The sequence below is a fragment of the Streptococcus oralis genome (assembly GCF_026782345.1).
Classification (GTDB): Bacteria; Bacillota; Bacilli; order Lactobacillales; family Streptococcaceae; genus Streptococcus; species Streptococcus oralis_CK.
Genome location: NZ_JAKUWI010000001.1, coordinates 1,384,338 through 1,406,057, shown reverse-complemented (window position 1 = coordinate 1,406,057; position 21,720 = coordinate 1,384,338). Strand labels below are relative to the sequence as shown.

Annotated in this window: 17 protein-coding genes; 14 read left to right on the top strand and 3 right to left on the bottom strand. The window is 43.7% G+C overall.

Features of this window, described 5'->3' with window-relative positions; translation table 11 throughout:
* Positions 1-41 precede the first annotated feature (41 nt).
* The gene (locus MK405_RS06885; RefSeq protein WP_268704626.1) at positions 42-728 is read left to right on the top strand and encodes a YoaK family protein; all 687 of its coding nucleotides are present in this window, start codon (positions 42-44) and stop codon (positions 726-728) included.
* 56 nt (positions 729-784) lie between these two features.
* Here MK405_RS06885 and dusB read toward each other — a convergent pair whose 3' ends face one another.
* Entirely contained in the window at positions 785-1,765 is a 981-nt protein-coding gene (gene dusB, locus MK405_RS06880; RefSeq protein WP_000183314.1) for a tRNA dihydrouridine synthase DusB, read from the bottom strand.
* On the bottom strand, positions 1,752-2,624 hold the full coding sequence (gene hslO, locus MK405_RS06875) for an Hsp33 family molecular chaperone HslO (RefSeq protein WP_125840569.1): 873 nt from the start codon (positions 2,622-2,624) through the stop codon (positions 1,752-1,754). Before hslO ends, dusB begins: the two co-directional genes overlap by 14 nt.
* A 286-nt stretch (positions 2,625-2,910) precedes the next feature.
* Between hslO and MK405_RS06870 the strand changes: the two genes are divergently transcribed.
* The 11 genes from MK405_RS06870 (at position 2,911) to MK405_RS06820 (ending at position 15,374) form a co-directional block, all read left to right on the top strand.
* Positions 2,911-3,042: a teichoic acid D-Ala incorporation-associated protein DltX gene (locus MK405_RS06870; RefSeq protein ID WP_007518064.1), complete on the top strand. Its 132-nt coding sequence runs from the start codon at positions 2,911-2,913 to the stop codon at positions 3,040-3,042.
* A 20-nt stretch (positions 3,043-3,062) separates the two neighbouring features.
* Positions 3,063-4,613 (top strand): D-alanine--poly(phosphoribitol) ligase subunit DltA, encoded by a 1,551-nt coding sequence (dltA, locus tag MK405_RS06865; protein WP_268704625.1) that lies wholly within the window; start codon positions 3,063-3,065, stop codon positions 4,611-4,613.
* A complete protein-coding gene (gene dltB, locus MK405_RS06860) occupies positions 4,610-5,854 on the top strand; it encodes a D-alanyl-lipoteichoic acid biosynthesis protein DltB (RefSeq protein ID WP_268704624.1) in 1,245 nt (414 codons plus the stop codon). The genes dltA and dltB overlap by 4 nt, the downstream gene beginning before the upstream one ends.
* A 13-nt stretch (positions 5,855-5,867) precedes the next feature.
* Positions 5,868-6,107, top strand: coding sequence for a D-alanine--poly(phosphoribitol) ligase subunit DltC (gene dltC, locus MK405_RS06855; protein WP_000351968.1), 240 nt, complete (start codon positions 5,868-5,870; stop codon positions 6,105-6,107).
* A complete protein-coding gene (dltD, locus tag MK405_RS06850; protein WP_268704623.1) occupies positions 6,100-7,368 on the top strand; it encodes a D-alanyl-lipoteichoic acid biosynthesis protein DltD in 1,269 nt (422 codons plus the stop codon). The genes dltC and dltD overlap by 8 nt, the downstream gene beginning before the upstream one ends.
* 142 nt (positions 7,369-7,510) lie before the next feature.
* Entirely contained in the window at positions 7,511-9,574 is a 2,064-nt protein-coding gene (gene nt5e / locus MK405_RS06845) for a cell surface ecto-5'-nucleotidase Nt5e (protein WP_268704622.1), read from the top strand.
* Between the two features lie 149 nt (positions 9,575-9,723).
* A complete protein-coding gene (adcR, locus tag MK405_RS06840; protein WP_001249328.1) occupies positions 9,724-10,164 on the top strand; it encodes a zinc-dependent transcriptional regulator AdcR in 441 nt (146 codons plus the stop codon).
* Positions 10,164-10,868 (top strand): metal ABC transporter ATP-binding protein, encoded by a 705-nt coding sequence (locus MK405_RS06835; RefSeq protein ID WP_001269483.1) that lies wholly within the window; start codon positions 10,164-10,166, stop codon positions 10,866-10,868. The genes adcR and MK405_RS06835 overlap by 1 nt, the downstream gene beginning before the upstream one ends.
* Positions 10,861-11,667 (top strand): metal ABC transporter permease, encoded by an 807-nt coding sequence (locus tag MK405_RS06830; RefSeq protein WP_000950023.1) that lies wholly within the window; start codon positions 10,861-10,863, stop codon positions 11,665-11,667. The genes MK405_RS06835 and MK405_RS06830 overlap by 8 nt, the downstream gene beginning before the upstream one ends.
* 9 nt (positions 11,668-11,676) lie before the next feature.
* Positions 11,677-13,182, top strand: coding sequence for a zinc ABC transporter substrate-binding lipoprotein AdcA (gene adcA / locus MK405_RS06825; protein ID WP_268704621.1), 1,506 nt, complete (start codon positions 11,677-11,679; stop codon positions 13,180-13,182).
* A gap of 512 nt (positions 13,183-13,694) precedes the next feature.
* Positions 13,695-15,374 carry an alpha-L-fucosidase gene (locus tag MK405_RS06820; RefSeq protein WP_268704671.1) on the top strand — a complete coding sequence of 560 codons (1,680 nt, stop codon included), beginning with the start codon at positions 13,695-13,697 and terminating at the stop codon, positions 15,372-15,374.
* Between the two features lie 36 nt (positions 15,375-15,410).
* Here the strand turns inward: MK405_RS06820 and MK405_RS06815 are convergent, their stop codons facing one another.
* Entirely contained in the window at positions 15,411-17,498 is a 2,088-nt protein-coding gene (locus tag MK405_RS06815; RefSeq protein ID WP_268704620.1) for a GH92 family glycosyl hydrolase, read from the bottom strand.
* A gap of 170 nt (positions 17,499-17,668) precedes the next feature.
* Here MK405_RS06815 and MK405_RS06810 point away from each other — a divergent pair, with 170 nt between their 5' ends.
* Together MK405_RS06810 and MK405_RS06805 are read left to right on the top strand one after the other, a co-directional pair.
* Positions 17,669-18,949: a glycoside hydrolase family 125 protein gene (locus tag MK405_RS06810; RefSeq protein ID WP_268704619.1), complete on the top strand. Its 1,281-nt coding sequence runs from the start codon at positions 17,669-17,671 to the stop codon at positions 18,947-18,949.
* Positions 18,950-19,005: 56 nt separating this feature from the next.
* Complete coding sequence (locus MK405_RS06805; protein WP_268704618.1) at positions 19,006-21,651, top strand: alpha-mannosidase; 2,646 nt, start codon at positions 19,006-19,008, stop codon at positions 21,649-21,651.
* Positions 21,652-21,720: the final 69 nt, after the last annotated feature.

Genomic DNA, 21,720 nt, shown 5'->3' with positions numbered 1-21,720 from the left:
GTGGTATAATAAAAAAATCAAAGGAAAACGAGTGATAATACATGGCGGATAAATTAATCTTACCTCAAAACACACGATTGATGGGAGTATTTCTTGGATTTGTAGGTGGTTCTTTGGATGTGTTTTGCCATATTCAATACCATAGTTTGGTAGCGACACAGACAGGGAATATTCTCCTACTGATATCTGATTGGCACGACTCAAATGTCATCAATACGATGCTACGGTTCTGCTCCATTATTTTCTTTTCTCTAGGATTTCTGTTTGCATTGCACATGAAAGAATACCGTAAAACGGCCTACTGGCGGGTTAAGATGCTACTCCCTTTATTTATTGGAACTCTTATTCTACCTTTCTTTTCACGATTTCCTCTATTAGAAGTTCCTTTCATCGCTTTTGGAACAGGAATGATGATGCTAACATTTACGGGCAGTTTGATTGAAGATCATCCCTATGTCATTTTTATGACGTCTGGAAATTACCGAAAGATGTTGACCGCTTTGTATCGCATTGCTAGAAGAGACGGAAATATCCAAGAATATCGTCGTCAGGCCTTAAATTATGGGATTGTTGTGGGAAGTTTCATAGTGGGCGCAATCAGCTTGGCTGTATTGATGCATTTTCTTCATGAATGGTCTATATGGATTATCAGCCTCAATTTGTTTTTGATTATGTCCTACTATATAGCTAGAGTGAAGCAATTAGATTTACAAGATGAAAACATATAAAAAACGGCAAGACTCATTTTTGAGCTTTGCCGTTTTTGTGAGTTGTAGATGTGAGACTATGCTTTGTCTAGTTGCAAGAGGGCCTCAATTTCTGCAAGAGTGCTAGCTTGTGAAATAGCTCCACGAAGCTTGGCTGCACCAGATGTACCACGAAGGTAGTGAGGAGCGAGGCCACGGAATTCACGGACTGCAATTTTTTCTCCTTTGAGGCTAATTAAGCGTTTTAAGTGTTCGTAGGCGATTTTCATCTTATCTTCAAAGGTCAAATCAGGAAGGATTTCTCCTGTTTCAAAGTAGTGGTTGATTTGATTGAAGAGGTAGGGATTTCCCATGGCTGCTCGGCCAATCATAACTGCGTCAGCACCAACTTCTTCGATGCGTTGTTTAGCATCTTGAACTGTACGGATGTCACCGTTGGCGATAAATGGGATCTTAGTCAGTGCTTGGGCTACATCGTGCAAGGTCTCGAGGTCTGCGTGGCCTGTGTACATTTGTTCGCGGGTACGGCCATGCATGGCGAGAGCAGAGACACCAGCAGCTTCAGCTGCGAGGGCATTCTCCACGGCTAGGGATGGATCAGACCAGCCGGTGCGCATTTTGACAGTTAGGGGGATATCAAGGACAGATTGGACCTTGTTGATAATAGAGTAGATCTTGTCTGGGTCCTTGAGCCACATAGCGCCAGCTTCGTTCTTCACGATTTTGTTAACTGGGCAGCCCATGTTGATATCGACGATATCGGTCTTGGTGTTTTCTTGGATGAATTCTGCTGCGCGTGCGAGGCTGTCTTCATCACTACCAAAGAGTTGGATAGAAACGGGATTTTCGCCTTCATCGATGTGAAGCATATGCAGGGTTTTTTCGTTGTTGTATTGGATTCCCTTGTCAGAGACCATTTCCATGACAACGAGTCCAGCTCCGAGCTCTTTTGCGATGGTACGAAAGGCTGAGTTGGTCACGCCAGCCATAGGCGCTAAAACGGTACGATTGGGAATCTCAACATTGCCAATCATAAAGGGTGTATTAAGATTTGTCACGAATGAGTTCCTCCAGGTCGTTTTCATCAAAGTTGTAAGTTGTTTGGCAGAATTGGCAAGTGATTTCTGCCCCGTGGTCTTCCTCTTTCATTTCCTCTAAGTCTGAGCTTGGAAGGCTGGCAAGAGCGTTCATAAAACGGTCTTTGCTGCAGTCGCATTGGAAACGAATTTCTTCTTCAGATAGACGTTTGTAAGATTCGTCACCATAGATAGCCTTGAGAAGGGCTTCGATATGGTCGTCGCTTTCTAGAAGAGTTGAAATGGCTGGCATTTCTTGGATGCGTTTTTCAAAGCGGGCAATCTCTTCTTCCTTGGCTCCTGGCAAAACTTGGAGAAGAAAACCACCGGCAACTTCGACCTTGTCGTCTTTGTCTAAAAGAACATTGAGGCCAACTGCTGAAGGGGTTTGTTGGCTTTCTGTCAGGTAGTAGGCCAAGTCTTCACCGATTTCCCCAGAGATGAGAGGAGTCATAGAGTTGTAAGGATTTCCAGTACCATAGTCTGTGATAACAAGAAATTGACCATTGCCGACAAAAGGTCCGACTAGGACTTCACCCGTTGCAGTTTTTTTGATATCTACACCGGGGTTTTGAACGTAGCCTTTGACATTTCCCTTGGTATCTGCGACAGTGATGATGGCACCGAGAGAGCTCGTTCCAAGAACTTTTACAGTAATCTTGGTATCTCCTTTTTCATTGGCTGCGAGAATCTGGCTAGCGATAAGGGTGCGACCAAGTGCAACAGTTGAACTGGCTTGAGTTTGATGTTTTTCTTGAGCAGTGCGGACGGTTTCTGTGCTGTCAAGGACAAAAGCACGAAAGGCTCCGCTTTCTGATATAGTTTTAATAATCTTATCCATACCTTCTATTTTAGCATAAAAATGCCCAAAGGGGGAGCCGTGTGTTTGCTGTCAATTTTTAAACTGTTTAATTTGTGATGACTGGTATAGGAGATTTATAGAAATGGAAATTTTTGTTCACATTTACTATTAACATTTTAATTTATCTTAAAATAACCTAAAACGAACTTTTAAGTTATGGTAAACAGTTGAAAAAAAGGTTGATAAAGTGGTAAAATGTTAGGAAGATAAGTTACTAATAGTGCGTATTTGTATTTGATAGAAATGATATATTAATGGATAGCTTATGAAAAAACAACGAAACCTACATGTATTTTTAGGCCGGACGGCCCTATATTTTGTAATCTTACTTGGCTTGCTTTATTTTTTTAGTTACCTTGGGCAGGGACAAGGTGGCTTTATTTATAATGAGTTCTAGTTTAAAGGAGAAAAAGAACTGTGTCTAATAAACCGATAAAAGATATGATTGAAACGATTGAGCACTTTGCTCAAACACAACCAACATATCCTGTCTATAATGTTTTAGGTCAAGAGCATACTTATGGTGATCTGAAGGCTGATTCAGATAGTTTAGCTGCAGCTATCGATCGACTTGGCTTGCCTGAGAAATCACCAGTCGTCGTTTTTGGTGGTCAGGAATATGAGATGTTGGCTACCTTTGTAGCGCTAACTAAGTCAGGTCATGCCTACATTCCAATTGACAGCCATTCGGCCTTGGAACGAGTTTCTGCTATCGTAGAAGTTGCAGAGCCAAGTTTGATTATTGCCATCTCAGATTTTCCATTGGAGCAAGTCTCTACGCCAATGCTGACTTTAGCTCAGGTTCAAGAAGCCTTTGCTCAAGGGGATAGCTATGAGATGACGCATCCAGTCAAGGGAGATGATAATTACTACATCATCTTTACTTCTGGTACGACCGGTAAGCCTAAGGGGGTGCAGATTTCCCATGACAATCTCCTCAGTTTTACCAACTGGATGATTACAGATAAGGAATTTGCGACGCCAAGTCGTCCGCAAATGCTGGCTCAGCCTCCTTATTCTTTTGACCTATCTGTTATGTACTGGGCGCCAACCTTGGCACTAGGTGGTACGCTTTTCGCTCTTCCTTCAGCCATTACTCAGGACTTCAAAAAACTCTTTGCGACGATTTTTTCATTGCCAATCGCTATCTGGACATCAACGCCTTCCTTTGCAGATATGGCCATGTTGTCAGAAGACTTCAATAGCGAGAGAATGCCAGGGATCACGCATTTCTACTTTGATGGTGAAGAATTGACGGTCAAAACAGCTCAAAAACTGCGCGAACGTTTCCCAAATGCCCGTATTATCAATGCTTACGGTCCAACAGAAGCGACAGTAGCCCTATCAGCTGTTGCTGTAACAGAAGAGATGTTGACGACTCTCAAACGCCTTCCAATCGGCTATACCAAGGCTGATTCTCCAACCTTTGTCATTGATGAGGAAGGTAAGAAACTGCCAAATGATGAACAGGGAGAAATCATTGTTTCTGGACCAGCTGTTTCAAAAGGCTATATGAACAATCCTGAAAAAACGGCAGAAGCCTTCTTTGTGTTTGAAGGTCTTCCAGCATACCATACAGGAGATGTAGGAACTATGACAAATGAGGGCTTGCTTCTCTATGGCGGACGCATGGACTTCCAAATTAAGTTTAATGGCTATCGCATTGAGCTTGAAGATGTCTCTCAAAACCTCAACAAGTCTCGCTATATCGAGTCAGCTGTTGCTGTCCCACGTTATAACAAGGACCACAAGGTACAAAATCTATTGGCCTATGTCATCCTAAAGGACGGTGTTCGTGAACAGTTTGAACGTGATATCGATATTACCAAGGCTATCAAAGAAGACCTAGCAGATATCATGATGTCTTATATGATGCCGTCTAAGTTTCTTTATCGAGATAGTTTACCACTAACGCCTAATGGTAAAATTGATATCAAGGGCTTGATTAACGAGGTAAACAGTAGATGATGGAGCTTTATAAACAGCTACCTCATTTGGAACCTTATGGTGACCTTCAGTACTTTTTATACGTAATTGTTGCGACTTTACCTATCTTCATCGGTCTTTTTTTCAAGAAACGTTTTGCCTGGTATGAGGTGCTCGTTAGTCTCTTCTTTATCGTCACCATGTTGGTCGGTGGAAAGACGAATCAAATCAGTGCTCTTATCCTTTATGTTATCTGGCAAGTGCTGCTTGTATCTTTCTACAAAAGGTACAGGAAACAACGGGATAGTCAGTGGGTCTTTTATCTAGTTAGCTTTTTATCTCTATTGCCAATCATCTTTGTGAAAGTATCTCCTGCTATTCATGGATCTCAATCTTTGTTTGGATTTTTAGGGATTTCTTACTTGACCTTCCGTGCAGTTGGGATTATCGTTGAACTGAGAGACGGTGTCATCAAGGATTTAACGATCTGGCAATTCTTGCATTTTCTTCTCTTTATGCCGACTTTCTCGAGTGGTCCCATTGATCGTTTTAAACGCTTCAATGAAAATTATGAGACCATTCCTGAACGGGATGAGTTGATGGACATGCTAGAAGAGGCTGTTAAGTATATCATGCTTGGCTTCCTTTACAAGTTTATCTTGGCCCATGTTTTAGGAGAGATATTACTGCCTCCGCTGAAAAATTTGGCCTTACAGACAGGTGGTTTCTTTAATCATTATGCTCTGGCGGTGATGTATACTTTTGGTCTAGACTTGTTCTTTGACTTTGCGGGCTACTCTATGTTTGCCTTAGCCATCTCCAATTTGATGGGGATTCATAGTCCCATCAACTTTAACAAGCCCTTTTTGTCTAGGGATTTAAAAGAGTTTTGGAATCGCTGGCACATGAGTCTGTCTTTCTGGTTTCGTGACTTTGTCTTTATGCGGATGGTGATGATCATGACCAGAAAGAAGATCTTTAAAAATCGCAATGTGACCTCAAGTGTAGCTTATATCCTCAATATGCTGATTATGGGGTTTTGGCATGGTGTGACTTGGTATTACATCGCCTACGGACTTTTTCATGGGATTGGACTGGTTATCAATGATGCTTGGGTTCGTAAGAAAAAAGCGCTCAATAAAGAACGGAAAAAAGCTGGGAAGGGTTCCTTACCTGAGAATCGCTGGATTCAGTTGCTTGGCATGGTTGTCACCTTCCATGTCGTGATGGTTTCATTCTTAATCTTTTCCGGATTTTTGAATGATTTATGGTTTAAAAAATAAAAGGATATAAAAAATGGATATCAAATCAGAAGTTATTGAAATTATTGATGAGTTGTTTATGGAAGATGTTTCTGACATGATGGATGAAGATCTTTTTGATGCCGGTGTCTTGGATAGCATGGGGACGGTTGAATTGATCGTTGAGATTGAAAACCGTTTTGACATTCGTGTTCCAGTGACGGAGTTCGGTCGTGATGACTGGAATACGGCTAATAAAATCGTAGCAGGTATCACGGAGTTGAAGAATGCTTAAACGCTTGTGGCTGATCTTCGGTCCTATCTTCATTGCTGGCCTTTTGATTCTTTTACTCATCTTTTTTTATCCAAGTACAACAAGTCATAATCTGACGGAGGAGAAGTACTCAGCGGCTTCTGTTAGTATAGAGAGTTTTAAAGAGAGAAGCCAAAAAGTAAGGGCTCTTACGGATCCAAATATGCGTTTTATTCCTTTTCTAGGGTCCAGTGAATGGATTCGATTTGATAGTGTCCATCCAGCTGTTTTAGCGGAAAAATACCATCGTCCCTATCGTCCTTACTTTCTAGGTCAAGCAGGAGCAGCCTCTCTAAATCAATATTTTGGTCTACAGCAAATTTTGCCAGAAATAGAGAATAAGCAGGCTGTATTTGTGATTTCGCCTCAGTGGTTTACGGAGACAGATTATGAACCCGCAGCGTTTCAGAGATTTTTTAACAGTGACCAATTGACAGCTTTTTTGGAAAATCAATCTGGTGATATTGCTGCAAAGCATGCGGCTATTCGATTGTTAAAGCAGAATCCTAATGTTGCATTAAAAGGCATTGTTCAAAAACTGTCAAAGGGTGAAGAATTATCAGAGGTTGATCAGGTTGCTATTGATATTTTTGCGCGATTCAACGAAAAACAATCCGCTCTCTTTGGACAATTCTCCATTCGAGGACAACTCAAGTACAAAGAACACGTGGAGAACTATTTAAAAGATCTTCCGGATCAATTTTCTTATGATGAGTTAGAAAAAATTGTTCGTAAGGACGCAGAAGCAAATACGACCAATAACGATATGGGGATGGAAAATCATTTCTATACGAGAGAGGTTCAAAAGGATTTAAAAAAATGGGAAGGGTATCAAAAAAATTACAACTTCCTCAAGTCCTCGGAGTACAATGATTTGCAGCTGGTCCTCAATCAATTTGCAAAATCGAAGGTCAATGTGCTCTTTGTCATTCAACCGGTCAATAAGAAATGGATGGAGTACACAGGGCTCAGCGAAGAGATGTATCAACATGCAGTGGAGAAAATTCGTTACCAATTAGAAAGTCAGGGCTTTACCAATATTGCTGATTTTTCAAAAAATGGAGGAGATCCATATTTTGTTAAAGATACCATTCATCTAGGATGGTTGGGTTGGCTAGCTTTTGATAAGGTTGCCAATCCTTTCTTAACGGATCCGAAACCAGCTCCAGACTACAAGATGAATAACCGCTTCTTTAGCAAGGACTGGGCGACCTATGATAGGAACATCAAAGATTTCCAATAAAATAAGCTAAAAGTTTGGGATTGGAACCCAAGCTTTTTTTGTTTAAATAGCGAATGTTTTAGATGGAAATAAGTCAAAGGTTTCAAATTTTCTAGAAATATCGTATAATATAAAGGAAAAAAGAAAAGAAAAGGATTTCAAAATGAATAAGCGTTCTTTGTTACCTGTCTTGTCGACAGCTCTATTAGCCCCAGCCTTTTTAGCTGGACAAGTCTACGCTGAAGAAGCAACAACTCCTGCAGAAAGTTCAGCTGTTGTAGCGACTCCTGCTACGTCGGAGACTCCTGCTCCTGTGTCGAACCCTGCATCGCCAGCAACTCCAACAAATGAGGTAGCGACTCCAGCAACCGTTGTACCTGCAGAAGCTCCGGCAGTTCCTGTTGAATCTACTAAAAACGAAGAAAAGGACACCGTTATCTTACACACCAATGATGTTCATGGTCGTATTGTAGAGGAAAAGGGAGTAATTGGAGATGCTAAGTTAGCGACTGTCATTGAGCAGGAGCGTGCGAAATCAAATCAAAATACTCTGGTTGTTGACGCGGGAGACGCTTTCCAAGGTTTGCCGATTTCCAACTCTACTAAGGGTGAAGCGCGTGCTGAAATTCTCAATCAGATGCAGTATGATGCCATGGCAGTAGGAAACCATGAGTTTGACTTTGGTCTTGATGAAGTTAAAAAATACAAGGAAATCTTGAAATTCCCATTACTTAGTTCAAATACCTATGTCAATGGAGCTCGTCTTTTTGAAGCTTCTACAATCGTTGATAAAGATAAGACTGTGGAAGGTGATGAATTTGTTGTAATCGGTGTGACAACACCTGAAACTGCTACAAAAACCCACCCTAAAAACATTAAAGGGGTAACTTTTACAGATCCAATCTCTGAAGTCAATAAGGTCATCGAAGAAGTTCAAGCCAAGGCGCGTGCAGAGGGCAAGGACTACAAACACTATGTTGTGCTCGCTCACCTCGGTGTAGATACCACAACTCCAGTCGAGTGGCGTGGTTCAACCTTGGCAGAAGCTCTCTCTAAAAATCCTCGTCTCAAAGGCAAACGTGTGACAGTTATTGATGGGCATTCTCATACAGTAGCTTCCACAACTTATGGCGACAATGTTACCTATAACCAAACAGGAAGTTACCTTCATAATGTTGGGAAAGTTATCTACAAATCACGTCAGCTTTTGGGCAATCCTACGTTGATTGCAGCTGCTGATGCTAAAAAATTACCAGCTAATCCTACAGTTGAAAAACTAGTCAAAGACATTAAACAAAAATACGATGCTGAAAATGCAGTTGAGATTGTCTCAAACAGCCCTGTAGAACTAAACGGTGATCGTGAAAATGTTCGGGTCCGTGAAACCAACCTCGGAAACGTCGTGGCAGACTCGCTCTATCAGTATGGTCAAACAGGATTTAGCCATCCGACAGACATCGCTGTGACAAATGGTGGTGGCTTGCGTGAAACCATTGCAAAAGGCAAACCAATCACTAAAGGAAATGTTATTGCCGTTCTTCCGTTTGGGAATACCATCTCACAAATCCAAGTGACGGGGCAACAAGTTTTGGATATGTTTGAAAAATCACTCGGATCTATCTTGCAGGTCGATAAGGATGGCAAGAATGTCTTGGATGAGAACGGCCAACCATTGTTAGAGCCAAGTGGGGGCTTCTTGCAAGTTTCGGGTGTGAAGGTCTACTATGATACCAACCTACCATCAGGAAAACGTGTCTTGGCCATCCAGGTCAAAAACCGCACGACTGGTCGTTATGATCTTCTAGACCTTGCAAAAACCTACTATCTTGCAACCAATGATTTCTTAGCTGCGGGTGGTGATGGCTACACTATGTTAGGTGGCGCGCGTGAAGAAGGCCCATCTATGGATGCAGCCTTTGAAGAGTATCTGAAGACTGCTGATTTGACCCAGTATGAAAAGATCAATCCGAACTCACGGACGATTTCTGTGGATTCTACAACTTTTAGTCTGCCGGTAGAAACACCTCAAACGAATGCAGCTGCTAACGATGCGACTACGAATGTGCCACTGACTTATGAGGTGGCAGGTCAATTTAGCAAGAAGGCAGTTGTCTCAGAAAAAGCTCTTCCAAATACAGGAAGCGAGCAGTCCATCTTCTTGCTCTTGATGGGAATGGTAGCTGGTTTGGCAGGTATCTTATCGAGCCTAAAACCAAAGCTAAAATAGGTTAAATTTTCCATCTAGAAGAGTCTAGGGAAACGTTTTTACGCCTTTTTCCCTTGACTCTTTTTTGGTTTATGATATAATTAACCAGTAAAGAATCGGTGGCTATCTAAGTTTTTTTACGGAAAAGATAGCTAGGGAAGGAGTAACACATGAGACAGCTTGCACAGGAAATCGATAACTTTTTAAACGAGGTGATCTTGAGATCTGAGAACCAGCATGAAATTCTGATTGGGCATTGCACGAGTGACGTTGCCTTGACCAACACTCAGGAACACATCCTCATGCTCTTGTCAGAAGAATCCCTAACCAACTCGGAGTTGGCCCGTCGCCTTAATGTCAGTCAGGCGGCGGTGACCAAGGCTATCAAGTCTTTGGTCAAAGAGGGCATGTTAGAGACATCTAGAGATCCAAAGGATGCGCGTGTGATCTTTTATCAACTGACAGAGCTAGCTCGACCGGTGGCAGAGGAACACCACCATCATCATGAACACACGCTCTTAGCCTATGAACAAGTGGCAAGTCAGTTTACTCCAAATGAACAAGAAGTTATCCAGCGGTTTTTAACTGCTTTAGTAGGAGAAATCAAATAATGCGGTATATTACAGTAGAGGACTTGTCTTTCTATTATGACAAGGAACCTGTCCTCGAGCATATCAACTATAGTGTTGATAGTGGGGAGTTTGTCACTCTGACTGGTGAAAATGGGGCTGCCAAGACGACGCTTATCAAGGCGAGCCTAGGCATCTTGCAACCAAGATTTGGTAAAGTAACCATCTCAAAGACAAATACTCATGGGAAAAAGCTTAGGATAGCCTATCTTCCCCAGCAGATAGCCAGTTTTAATGCTGGTTTTCCAAGCACAGTTTATGAATTTGTCAAGTCGGGTCGCTATCCTCGAAAGGGCTGGTTCCGTCGCTTGAACGCCCATGATGAGGAGCATATCAAGGCCAGTCTAGACTCAGTTGGGATGTGGGAACACCGTGACAAACGAATTGGCTCCCTTTCGGGAGGGCAAAAGCAACGAGCAGTGATTGCTCGGATGTTTGCTTCTGACCCAGATATCTTCGTCTTGGATGAGCCGACGACAGGGATGGATGCTGGAAGCAAAAATGAATTTTACGAACTCATGCACCACAGTGCTCATCACCATGGCAAGGCTGTTTTGATGATTACCCATGACCCTGAGGAAGTCAAGGACTACGCGGATCGCAATATTCATCTAGTTCGTAACCAAGACTCGCCGTGGCGTTGTTTTAACGTTCACGAAAGCGACCAGGAGGTGGAACATGCTTAGTTTGTTATCCTATGACTTTATGCAGCGTGCCTTCTTGGCTGTCATTGCCATGAGTCTCTTTTCTCCAGTTCTTGGGACTTTCCTTATCTTACGTCGTCAGAGTTTGATGAGTGATACCCTCAGTCACGTTTCTCTATCAGGAGTAGCCTTTGGTCTGGTTTTGGGAATTTCTCCAACCATTTCAACCATTGCTATTGTCTTAATCGCTGCGGTCTTTCTAGAATATCTCCGGACAGTCTATAAGAACTTTATGGAAATTGGAACTGCCATCCTCATGTCAACAGGACTTGCAGTGTCTCTTATCGTCATGAGTAAGGGTAAAAGTTCTAGTTCTATGAGTTTGGACCAATATCTCTTTGGTTCGATTGTGACCATTAGCCAGGAGCAGGTGATTTTCCTCTTTGCCATTGCTGCGGTCGTTTTACTCTTGACTTTCTTATTCTTGCGACCAATGTATATCCTGACCTTTGATGAGGACACGGCCTTTGTGGATGGCTTGCCCGTTCGTACTATGTCCATCCTCTTTAACATGGTGACAGGGGTGGCCATTGCCCTTATGATTCCAGCAGCAGGAGCCCTTTTGGTGTCGACCATTATGGTCTTGCCGGCTAGCATTGCCCTTCGTCTGGGGAAAAACTTCAAATCCGTTATGTTACTAGCCAGCGCTATTGGCTTTTTGGGAATGGTGGCAGGACTTTATATTTCCTACTATGCGGAAACCCCTGCCAGCGCTAGTATCACCATTATCTTTGTAGCTGTCTTTTTGTTAGTCAGTCTACTGAAACGTTTTATCAAATAGGAGAATGAAATGAAAAAAATTAGCTTACTACTAGCTAGTCTATGTGCCCTGTTTTTAGTGGCTTGTTCCAATCAAAAACAGGCAGATGGGAAACTAAATATCGTGACAACCTTTTACCCTGTCTACGAATTTACCAAGCAAGTCGCAGGAGATACTGCTAATGTAGAACTCCTCATCGGTGCTGGTACAGAACCCCATGAGTATGAACCGTCTGCCAAGGCAGTTGCCAAAATCCAAGACGCAGATACCTTTGTCTATGAAAATGAAAACATGGAAACTTGGGTTCCTAAATTGCTAGATACTTTGGATAAGAAAAAAGTGAAAACCATCAAGGCGACAGGTGATATGCTCCTCTTGCCAGGTGGTGAAGAAGAAGAGGAAGGGCATGATCATGGTGGTGAAGGTCACCATCACGACTACGATCCCCATGTTTGGTTATCACCAGTTCGTGCCATTAAACTAGTAGAACATATCCGTGACAGCTTGTCAGCAGATTATCCTGATAAAAAAGAGACTTTTGAGAAGAATGCGGCTGCCTATATCGAAAAATTGCAAGCATTGGACAAGGCCTACACAGATGGCTTGTCTCAAGCTAAACAAAAGAGCTTTGTGACCCAGCACGCAGCCTTTAACTATCTTGCCTTGGACTATGGACTCAAACAAGTCGCAATTTCAGGTCTCTCTCCAGATGCAGAACCATCAGCAGCACGTTTGGCAGAATTGACAGAGTATATCAAGAAAAACAAGATTTCTTATATCTACTTTGAAGAAAATGCCTCACAAGCCCTAGCTAATACACTCTCAAAAGAAACAGGTGTCAAACTAGACGTGCTCAATCCGCTAGAAAGTCTGACAGAAGAAGCAACCAAGGCTGGTGAGGACTATATCTCCGTGATGGAGAAAAACCTCAAAGCTTTGAAACAGACAACGGACCAAGAAGGACCAGAAATCGAGCCAGAGAAGGAAGAAAACACCAAGACAGTTCACAATGGTTACTTTGAGGATGCAGATGTCAAAGATCGTACCTTGAGTGACTATGTTGGCAACTGGCAGTCGGTCTATCCTTTCCTTGAGGATGGAACTTTTGATCAAGTCTTTGACTACAAGGCTAAGTTGACTGGTAAGATGACCAAGGATGAGTACAAGGCCTACTATAGAAAAGGCTATCAGACAGATGTGACCAAAATCAACATCACTGACAACACTATGGAATTTGTTCAAGGTGGCCAAAGCAAGAAATTCACCTATAAGTATGTCGGCAAGAAAATCTTGACTTATAAGAAAGGCAATCGTGGCGTGCGCTTCCTCTTTGAAGCGACAGATGCGGACGCTGGACAGTTCAAGTATGTTCAGTTTAGTGACCACAATATCGCCCCAGTTAAGGCAGAACATTTCCATATCTTCTTTGGAGGTACTAGCCAAGAAGCCCTCTTTGAAGAGATGGATAACTGGCCAACCTACTACCCAGATAACCTATCTGGCCAAGAAATCGCCCAAGAAATGTTGGCGCATTGATGCAAGAGAAAATCCCGCAAATCTGCGGGATTTTTTGCTGGAAACGATTAGGTTGTTGGTATTATAGTACCACAGCTGTATTGTTCACAATGTGATAAAGCAGTCATTTTCTACTGGCTGATTCTCACTAGCTGGCGAATGCAAAAGCTACGATTGTACAAATTATAGAATCTTTTCAGGGGATTTAGGAAGGAATCTTAGTCATATTGACGCTGCTATCGCTTTTTGTTATAGTCAAGGAGAGAGCAGTCTGGAACAATAGTTTATTCACAGTCTGTGGATAAGTCTAGGGGGAAATGATATATAATCTAGGGCGATGAAGCATCCTGATAATAGTTCCGTACATTAGTAACTTGCTAGAGAGCTAGCAGAAACCCTAGTACAGAGCTGTTTGATAAAGGTCTGTTTAGGGTGACAGGTGAGCTAGAGACTGAAAAAACTAGTTTTTAGGAATGTTTTCTTATCCACAAGTTGTGGATAACTTTGTGAACAAGAGAAAGAGATACGAGATGATGACGAAAATAAAACCACATGGACCATTACCAAGTCAGGTCCAGCTAGCTTATTTAGAGGATGAACTAGCTGCCTTTATCCATTTTGGTCCCAATACCTTTTATGACCAGGAATGGGGAAGTGGGCAAGAGGATCCCAAGCGTTTTAACCCGACCAAGTTGGATGCGCGTGAATGGGTTCGAGTGCTCAAAGAAACAGGTTTTAAAAAGCTGATTTTGGTGGTGAAGCACCATGATGGTTTTATGCTCTACCCGACAGCCCATACAGATTATTCGGTCAAGGCTAGCCCTTGGAGGGATGAAAAGGGGGACTTGCTCCTTGAGGTTTCCCAAGCTGCGACTGAGTTTGATATGGATATGGGAGTGTATTTGTCTCCTTGGGATGCTCACAGTCCCCTCTATCACGTGGACCGAGAAGCGGATTACAATGCCTACTATCTGGCTCAATTGAAGGAAATCTTGTCAAATCCTGCTTATGGCAATGCTGGGAAGTTCACTGAGGTGTGGATGGATGGTGCTCGAGGCGAAGGGGCCCAGAAGGTCAACTATGAGTTTGAGACTTGGTTTGAAACCATTCGTGACTTGCAGGGCGATTGTTTGATTTTCTCAACTGAAGGGACCAGTATTCGCTGGATTGGCAATGAACGAGGCTATGCAGGGGATCCCTTGTGGCAAAAAGTCAAACCAGACCAGTTGGGGACCGAGGCGGAATTAGATTATCTACAGCACGGAGACCCCTCTGGAACGCTATTTTCAATCGGTGAGGCAGATGTTTCTCTTCGCTCGGGCTGGTTTTACCATGAGGATCAGGATCCCAAGTCTCTCGAGGAGTTGGTCGAAATCTACTTTCACTCAGTAGGGCGGGGAACTCCACTCTTGCTTAATATCCCACCGAACCAAGATGGCCTCTTTGGCGAAAAGGATATCCAGCGTCTCTATGAATTTGCTGCCTACCGTGACACACTCTATAGGGAAGATTTAGCTCTGGGAGCCAAGGTATCTGGCCCTGCTCTATCACCAGACTTTGCTTGTCATCATCTGACAGATGGACTGGAGGCTAGTTCTTGGGCAAGTGATGCAGAGTTACCAATCCAATTAGAGCTCGATTTAGGATCACCTAAAACTTTTGATGTGATTGAGTTAAGAGAAGATTTGAAGTTGGGGCAACGCATCGCTGCTTTTCATGTTCAGGTAGAGTTGAATGGTGTCTGGCAGGAGTTTGGATCTGGTTATACTGTTGGCTACAAACGTCTCTTACGAGGATCAGTCGTTGAGGCGCAGAAGATACGTGTGACCATTACAGAGGCACAGGCTTTGCCTTTGTTAACCAAGATTTCACTCTATAAGACACCTACCTTGTCGAAAAAAGAAGCTGTTCAGCAACTAGAGTTCTCAGAAAAAAGTCTAGCTGTGACCAAGGGAGAAAATGTCCGCTTTACAGTGAAGCGAAGAGAATCTAGCAGTCCTTTAGAAGCTAAGATTTCGATTCAACCAGGGACGGGTGTGCATGGTGTCGTTTATCGTGACGAGATTCAAGTCCTTGCGTTTCAAGTTGGCGAGACTGAAAAAAAGCTAACGCTACCAACCTTGTATTTTGCAGGCGATAAAACCTTGGACTTTTATCTGAATCTGACGGTGGATGGGCAGCTGGTTGACCAGCTTCAGGTCCAAGTTTCATAAAAGAAGAACCTTTGCATCGTGCAAAGGTTCTTTTGGTTAGGAGTGATTTGGTAGCCAGCTGAGGGTGAAGGTCAGTTGCTCAGCTTTCAAGAGGTCTTGGTGTTGGATGCTAGATACTGGGGTCTGGTCCAATCGGCATTCTTTGACAAAGTTGAAATGGCTGTGGTTTTGCTCAGCATGGATATCCAGCCATTCATTTTCCTTAGCCAGGTAGATACGGAGGTGGTCAAAGAGAGGGATTCCGAGATCGTAACTTGGTTTGCCCGGACAGGTCGGGTAGAATCCAAGAGCTGACCAGATGTACCAAGCAGAGAGACTACCATTGTCCTCATCGCCAGGATAAGCTTCCCAGCTTGGGTGAAAGGCTTTTTGACGCAAGGTCTTGATGAGTAGAGCAGTGTAGTCAGGGTAGTCACTGTAGCGGAAGAGATAAGGGATGTGGAAGCTCGGTTGGTTGGAAATGGCGATTTGCCCAAAAGGAGCGGTAGCCATCTCGCTCATCTCGTGAATCTCGTAACCATAGCCGGTGGTTTCAAAGAGAGGAGCGTCCTGACAGGCTTTCAATAGATAATTGCTGAAGGCTTCTTTTCCACCCATAAGCTGGATTAAGCCTGGGATGTCATGGAGGACGCCTAAAGTCGCTTGAATGGCAGAGCATTCGGCGTAGTCGCGTCCCCAACTATAAGGAGAGAAGTCGGGGCGGAAGTTTCCTTGATAATCACGCGCTCGCATGTAACCTGTATCAGCGTCAAATAGATGGCGGTAATTTTGAGACGCAGTTCTATAAGTTTCCGCGATGTCATTCTGACCAAGCTTTTCGGCACAGTTGGCGATACAAAAATCGCTATAGGCGTAGTCAAGGGTGTGACTGACACTTTCGTGGTGGTCGGTAGAAAGATAACCTAATTCTTGGTATTGGGCTAGTCCGTGACGACCATTGATGCCGAGAGGGTCGGATTTAGTGGCTGTCTCCAGCATGGCTTGGAGGAGTTCTTCTTCCAAGTCGGGAGCCATATCCTTGCAGGCGCTATCTGCGATAATGCCGTCCAATAGAGTACCAGGCATCATACCACGTTCATCTGGAGCCAGCCATTTTGGAAGGAATCCAGTATCGCGGTAGCTATTGAGGAAACCTTCTAGAAAGCGGTGATAGTGTTCCGGTATGACAAGCGCAAAGAGGGGGAAGGTGGTGCGGAAGGTATCCCAGAAGCCATTGTTGCTAAAGAGGACGCCGGGCTTGACAGTACCAGTAGCCAGATCCATGTGGATGGCTTGCCCTGATTCGTTCACCTCATAAAAAGTCTGTGGGAAGAGGAAGAGTCTGTAAAGGCAGTGGTCAAAGAAGGTTCGGTCGGTTTCCCCTGTCTCCACGATATCAAAACAATGGAGGAGTTTTTCCCAATCTGCTTTCGCACTTGCTTTACAGCTGTCAAAGTTCTTTTGAGGTAGATTAAGCAGAGCTTGAGAAGGGGAGATGAAAGAAGTTGCTAGTTGAATCTCAGCATAGCTGTTTGCTAAGTCAATTCGCCAGTCCCCGTCTTCTTGGCTGACAGCAAGAATATCCGTATTCATTTGTAGAGCAGTAAACAGTATCAGAGGATTTTTGGTAGTCTCAGTTTTGCCTTCTTGTCGTAGGGAAAGAGTTCGCTTATCTACTTGCTTGACTGTCAGTTCATCTGCTGCGTGAAGATAGAGGGAGAGGGCTTTGCCTTGCTTTTGCTCCAAACGAATAGAAGCACCATAGCAAGTCGGTGTGAGCTGGATTTCAATCTGATAGCGCAGAGAAAAGAGTTTCAAATAGTGAGGCTGGAAGCAAGCTTTATCTATATCATAAGAAGACTGGCGGTGAAAGAGGCTATCTCCCCCAAGCTGGCCGGTGACAGGTGTCAAAAGTAGCCATGAGTAGTCCCCAATCCAAGGGCTGGGCTGATGGGTTAAGCGAATCCCCTGAAAAATGGGCAGATGTGGTTCGAAAAACCAAGCTCCCTCCTGATCGCTGGTCTGAGGCACAAAATAATTCATCCCAAAAGGCACGCCTGTGTATGGTAGGGTATTTCCCCGAGAAAAGGCATGCTTGCTAGCAGTCCCAAAGCGGGTATCGATGGTTTCAAGTAGTGGTTTCATAGTCTTTCCTTTAGCTGTTTTTCTACATTATATCAGAAAAAGAGGGCCTTTAGATATGGGTTTCGAAAGTAAGCAATTTTGTAGAAAAATGACTATCATTTGTGTATGTATTTTCTGTCTCAAAAACTATATACTGAACATGAAACTTGTTTGAAAGAGGAAACTGCACGATGATTTATTCGAAAGAAATTGTTAGAGAATGGCTGGATGAAGTAGCAGAGCGGGCTAAGGACCATCCGGAGTGGGTGGATGTCTTTGAGCGTTGCTATACAGACACCTTGGACAATACGGTTGAGATCCTAGAAGATGGTTCAACTTTTGTCTTGACTGGGGATATTCCTGCCATGTGGCTTCGGGATTCGACAGCCCAACTTAGACCCTACCTGCATGTGGCAAAAAAAGATCCTCTCTTGCGTCAGACCATTGCAGGTTTGGTCAAGCGTCAGATGACCTTGGTGTTCAAGGATCCTTATGCCAATTCCTTTAATATTGAGGAGAACTGGAAGGGTCACCATGAGACTGACCATACCGACCTTAATGGTTGGATTTGGGAACGCAAGTATGAGGTGGACTCGCTTTGCTATCCTTTGCAGTTGGCTTATCTCCTTTGGAAAGAGACTGGCGAGACCAGTCAGTTTGATGAGACTTTTGTCGCAGCGACCAAGGAAATTCTTCATCTTTGGACGGTGGAACAAGACCACAACAATTCACCTTATCGTTTTGTCCGTGATACGGACCGCAAGGAAGATACTCTGGTAAATGATGGCTTTGGACCTGACTTTGCGGTGACAGGTATGACCTGGTCAGCCTTTCGCCCGAGTGATGACTGCTGCCAGTATAGCTATTTGATTCCGTCAAATATGTTTGCCGTAGTCGTCTTGGGTTATGTTCAAGAAATCTTTGCAGAACTGGATCTAGCTGATAGCGAGGGTATTATTGCTGACGCTGAGCGTCTCCAGTCTGAAATCCAAGAAGGTATCGAAAACTATGCCTACACCACCAATAGCAAGGGTGAAAAGATTTATGCCTTTGAAGTGGATGGCCTAGGAAATGCCAGCATCATGGACGATCCAAATGTACCTAGTCTGCTGGCGGCGCCTTATCTGGGCTATTGCGACATTGAAGACGAAGTGTATCAAGCCACACGTCGTACCATTCTGAGCCCTGAAAATCCATACTTCTACCAAGGAGAATACGCTAGCGGTCTCGGAAGTTCTCATACCTTCTATCGCTATATCTGGCCAATCGCCCTTTCTATCCAAGGCTTGACAACAAGAGATAAGGCAGAGAAGAAATTCTTGCTCGATCAGCTAGTTGCCTGCGATGGTGGGACAGGTGTCATGCATGAAAGCTTCCACGTAGACGATCCAACTCTCTACTCTCGTGAATGGTTCTCTTGGGCCAACATGATGTTCTGTGAGTTGGTCTTGGATTATCTAGATATTCGCTAGTCAGTTCTTTAGTTAGATAGAAATAAAAATTTAAATTTAGAATGAGGTTTTACTTCATGGAAAATGTTGTTGTACATATTATCTCACATAGTCACTGGGACCGTGAGTGGTACTTACCTTTTGAAAGCCACCGGATGCAGTTGGTGGAATTGTTTGACAATCTTTTTGATCTCTTTGAAAATGACCCTGAGTTCAAGAGTTTCCACTTGGATGGACAAACTATTGTCCTAGATGACTACTTGGAAATTCGCCCTGAAAATCGCGACAAGGTCCAACGTTACATTGACGAAGGCAAACTTAAAATTGGTCCCTTTTACATCTTGCAGGATGATTACTTGATTTCCAGCGAAGCCAACGTCCGCAACACCTTGATTGGTCAAGCTGAATGTGCAAAATGGGGCAAATCCACCCAGATTGGTTACTTCCCAGATACCTTTGGAAATATGGGACAAGCTCCCCAAATCCTTCAAAAATCAGGCATTCACGTGGCAGCCTTTGGGCGTGGTGTCAAGCCGATTGGATTTGACAACCAAGTTCTCGAAGATGAGCAGTTTACTTCCCAGTTTTCAGAAATGTACTGGCAGGGTGCGGACGGAAGTCGCGTTCTCGGTATCCTCTTTGCCAACTGGTATAGTAATGGGAATGAAATCCCAGTTGATAAGGATGAGGCCCTAACTTTCTGGAAACAAAAATTGTCAGACGTGCGTGACTACGCTTCGACCAATCAATGGTTGATGATGAATGGATGTGACCACCAGCCTGTACAGCGAAATCTGAGCGAAGCTATTCGTGTAGCCAATGAACTCTTCCCAGATGTGACTTTTGTACATAGTTCCTTTGATGACTATGTCCATGCAGTAGAAAGTGCTCTACCAGAGCAGTTATCAACGGTTACAGGTGAGTTGACCAGTCAGGAAACAGATGGCTGGTACACGCTTGCCAATACTTCTTCATCACGCATTTACCTCAAACAAGCCTTCCAAGAAAATAGCAACCTCCTAGAACAAGTAGTGGAGCCATTGACTGTCATCACTGATGGGCACAACCATAAGGACCAGTTGACCTATGCTTGGAAAGTCCTTCTACAAAATGCGCCACATGACAGTATCTGTGGCTGTAGCGTGGACGAGGTTCACCGTGAGATGGAGACACGTTTTGCCAAGGTTAACCAAGTCGGAAACTTCGTTAAGACCAACCTTCTCAACGAGTGGAAGGGTAAAATCGCAACCCAGGAAGCGCAAAGCGACCATCTCTTTACGGTCATCAACACAGGCTTGCATGACAAGGTTGACACTGTCAGCACAGTGATTGATGTGGCGGTTTGTGATTTCAAAGAATTGCACCCAACAGAAGGCTACAAGAAAATGGCAGCCTTGACCTTGCCAAACTACCGTGTCGAAGACTTGGAAGGGCATGCTGTAGAAGCGAAAATCGAAGATCTGGGAGCTAATTTTGAGTATGATTTACCAAAAGACAAGTTCCGTCAGGCTCGTATCGCTCGACAAGTACGCGTGACAGTGCCGGTTCATCTGGCACCACTTTCTTGGACAACCTTCCAATTGCTCGAAGGAGAACAAGAACACCGTGACGGTATTTACCAAAACGGAGTGATTGATACGCCATTTGTAACGGTCAGTGTGGATGAAAATATCACAGTCTACGACAAGACAACTCATGAAGCTTATGAAGATGTTATTCGCTTTGAAGACCGTGGTGACATCGGAAATGAGTACATCTATTTCCAACCAAAAGGAACAGAGCCTATCTACGCAGAACTCAAAGGCTGTGAAGTCTTGGAAAATACAGCACGTTTTGCCAAGATCTTGCTCAAACATGAATTGACAATTCCAGTAAGTGCAGATGAAAAACTGGATGCGGAACAAAGAGGCATCATCGAGTTTATGACGCGTGAAGCTGGACGTTCAGAAGAATTGACAACCCTTCCTCTTGAAACAGAGATGACCGTCTTTGTTGACAATCCACAAATCCGCTTCAAGACTCGCTTTACTAACACAGCCAAGGACCACCGTATCCGTCTCTTGGTTAAGACTCATAATACGCGTCCAAGCAATGATTCTGAAAGCATCTATGAGGTGGTGACAAGACCAAACAAACCAGCTGCTTCTTGGGAAAATCCTGAAAATCCACAACACCAACAAGCCTTTGTCAGCCTATATGATGATGAAAAAGGAGTGACGGTGGCCAATAAAGGACTGCACGAGTATGAAATCCTTGGAGATGACACCATTGCAGTGACCATTCTTCGTGCCTCAGGTGAACTAGGTGACTGGGGTTACTTCCCAACACCAGAAGCTCAATGCTTGCGTGAGTTTGAAGTCGAGTTTGCTCTTGAATGCCACCAAGCAGGGGAACGCTTCTCAGCCTTCCGTCGTGCCAAAGCCTTCCAAACACCATTCACTAGTCTTCAGGTTGCTAAACAAGAAGGAAGTGTTGCTGCGACTGGCAGCCTCTTGAGTCATGCGGCCCTCAGCTTGCCACAAGTCTGCCCGACAGCCTTTAAAGTGGCGGAAAATGAAGAAGGATATGTTCTCCGTTACTACAATATGAGTCAAGAAAATGTGCGTATATCAGAACACCAACAAACCATTTTGGACTTGCTTGAGCGGCCATATCCAGTTCATTCAGGACTCTTAGCACCACAAGAAATTCGCACAGAATTGATCAAAAAAGAAGACATTTAACAGTTTTAAAGTGTTTGATAACTAATACTATGAGATAGAAAGGAGGGGCGAAAGAGTAAGGGCTAACTG

What these genes read in the sequence shown, in the direction of transcription:
- MK405_RS06885 (WP_268704626.1), top strand. Translation starts at nt 42, where the DNA reads ATGGCGGATAAATTAATCTTACCTCAAAACACACGATTGATGGGAGTA.
- MK405_RS06820 (WP_268704671.1), top strand. Translation starts at nt 13,695, where the DNA reads ATGACGAAAATAAAACCACATGGACCATTACCAAGTCAGGTCCAGCTA.
- adcR (WP_001249328.1), top strand. Translation starts at nt 9,724, where the DNA reads ATGAGACAGCTTGCACAGGAAATCGATAACTTTTTAAACGAGGTGATC.
- adcA (WP_268704621.1), top strand. Translation starts at nt 11,677, where the DNA reads ATGAAAAAAATTAGCTTACTACTAGCTAGTCTATGTGCCCTGTTTTTA.
- MK405_RS06805 (WP_268704618.1), top strand. Translation starts at nt 19,006, where the DNA reads ATGGAAAATGTTGTTGTACATATTATCTCACATAGTCACTGGGACCGT.
- MK405_RS06835 (WP_001269483.1), top strand. Translation starts at nt 10,164, where the DNA reads ATGCGGTATATTACAGTAGAGGACTTGTCTTTCTATTATGACAAGGAA.
- MK405_RS06815 (WP_268704620.1), bottom strand. Translation starts at nt 17,498, where the DNA reads ATGAAACCACTACTTGAAACCATCGATACCCGCTTTGGGACTGCTAGC.
- dltB (WP_268704624.1), top strand. Translation starts at nt 4,610, where the DNA reads ATGATGGAGCTTTATAAACAGCTACCTCATTTGGAACCTTATGGTGAC.
- dltD (WP_268704623.1), top strand. Translation starts at nt 6,100, where the DNA reads ATGCTTAAACGCTTGTGGCTGATCTTCGGTCCTATCTTCATTGCTGGC.
- MK405_RS06830 (WP_000950023.1), top strand. Translation starts at nt 10,861, where the DNA reads ATGCTTAGTTTGTTATCCTATGACTTTATGCAGCGTGCCTTCTTGGCT.
- MK405_RS06870 (WP_007518064.1), top strand. Translation starts at nt 2,911, where the DNA reads ATGAAAAAACAACGAAACCTACATGTATTTTTAGGCCGGACGGCCCTA.
- MK405_RS06810 (WP_268704619.1), top strand. Translation starts at nt 17,669, where the DNA reads ATGATTTATTCGAAAGAAATTGTTAGAGAATGGCTGGATGAAGTAGCA.
- hslO (WP_125840569.1), bottom strand. Translation starts at nt 2,624, where the DNA reads ATGGATAAGATTATTAAAACTATATCAGAAAGCGGAGCCTTTCGTGCT.
- nt5e (WP_268704622.1), top strand. Translation starts at nt 7,511, where the DNA reads ATGAATAAGCGTTCTTTGTTACCTGTCTTGTCGACAGCTCTATTAGCC.
- dltC (WP_000351968.1), top strand. Translation starts at nt 5,868, where the DNA reads ATGGATATCAAATCAGAAGTTATTGAAATTATTGATGAGTTGTTTATG.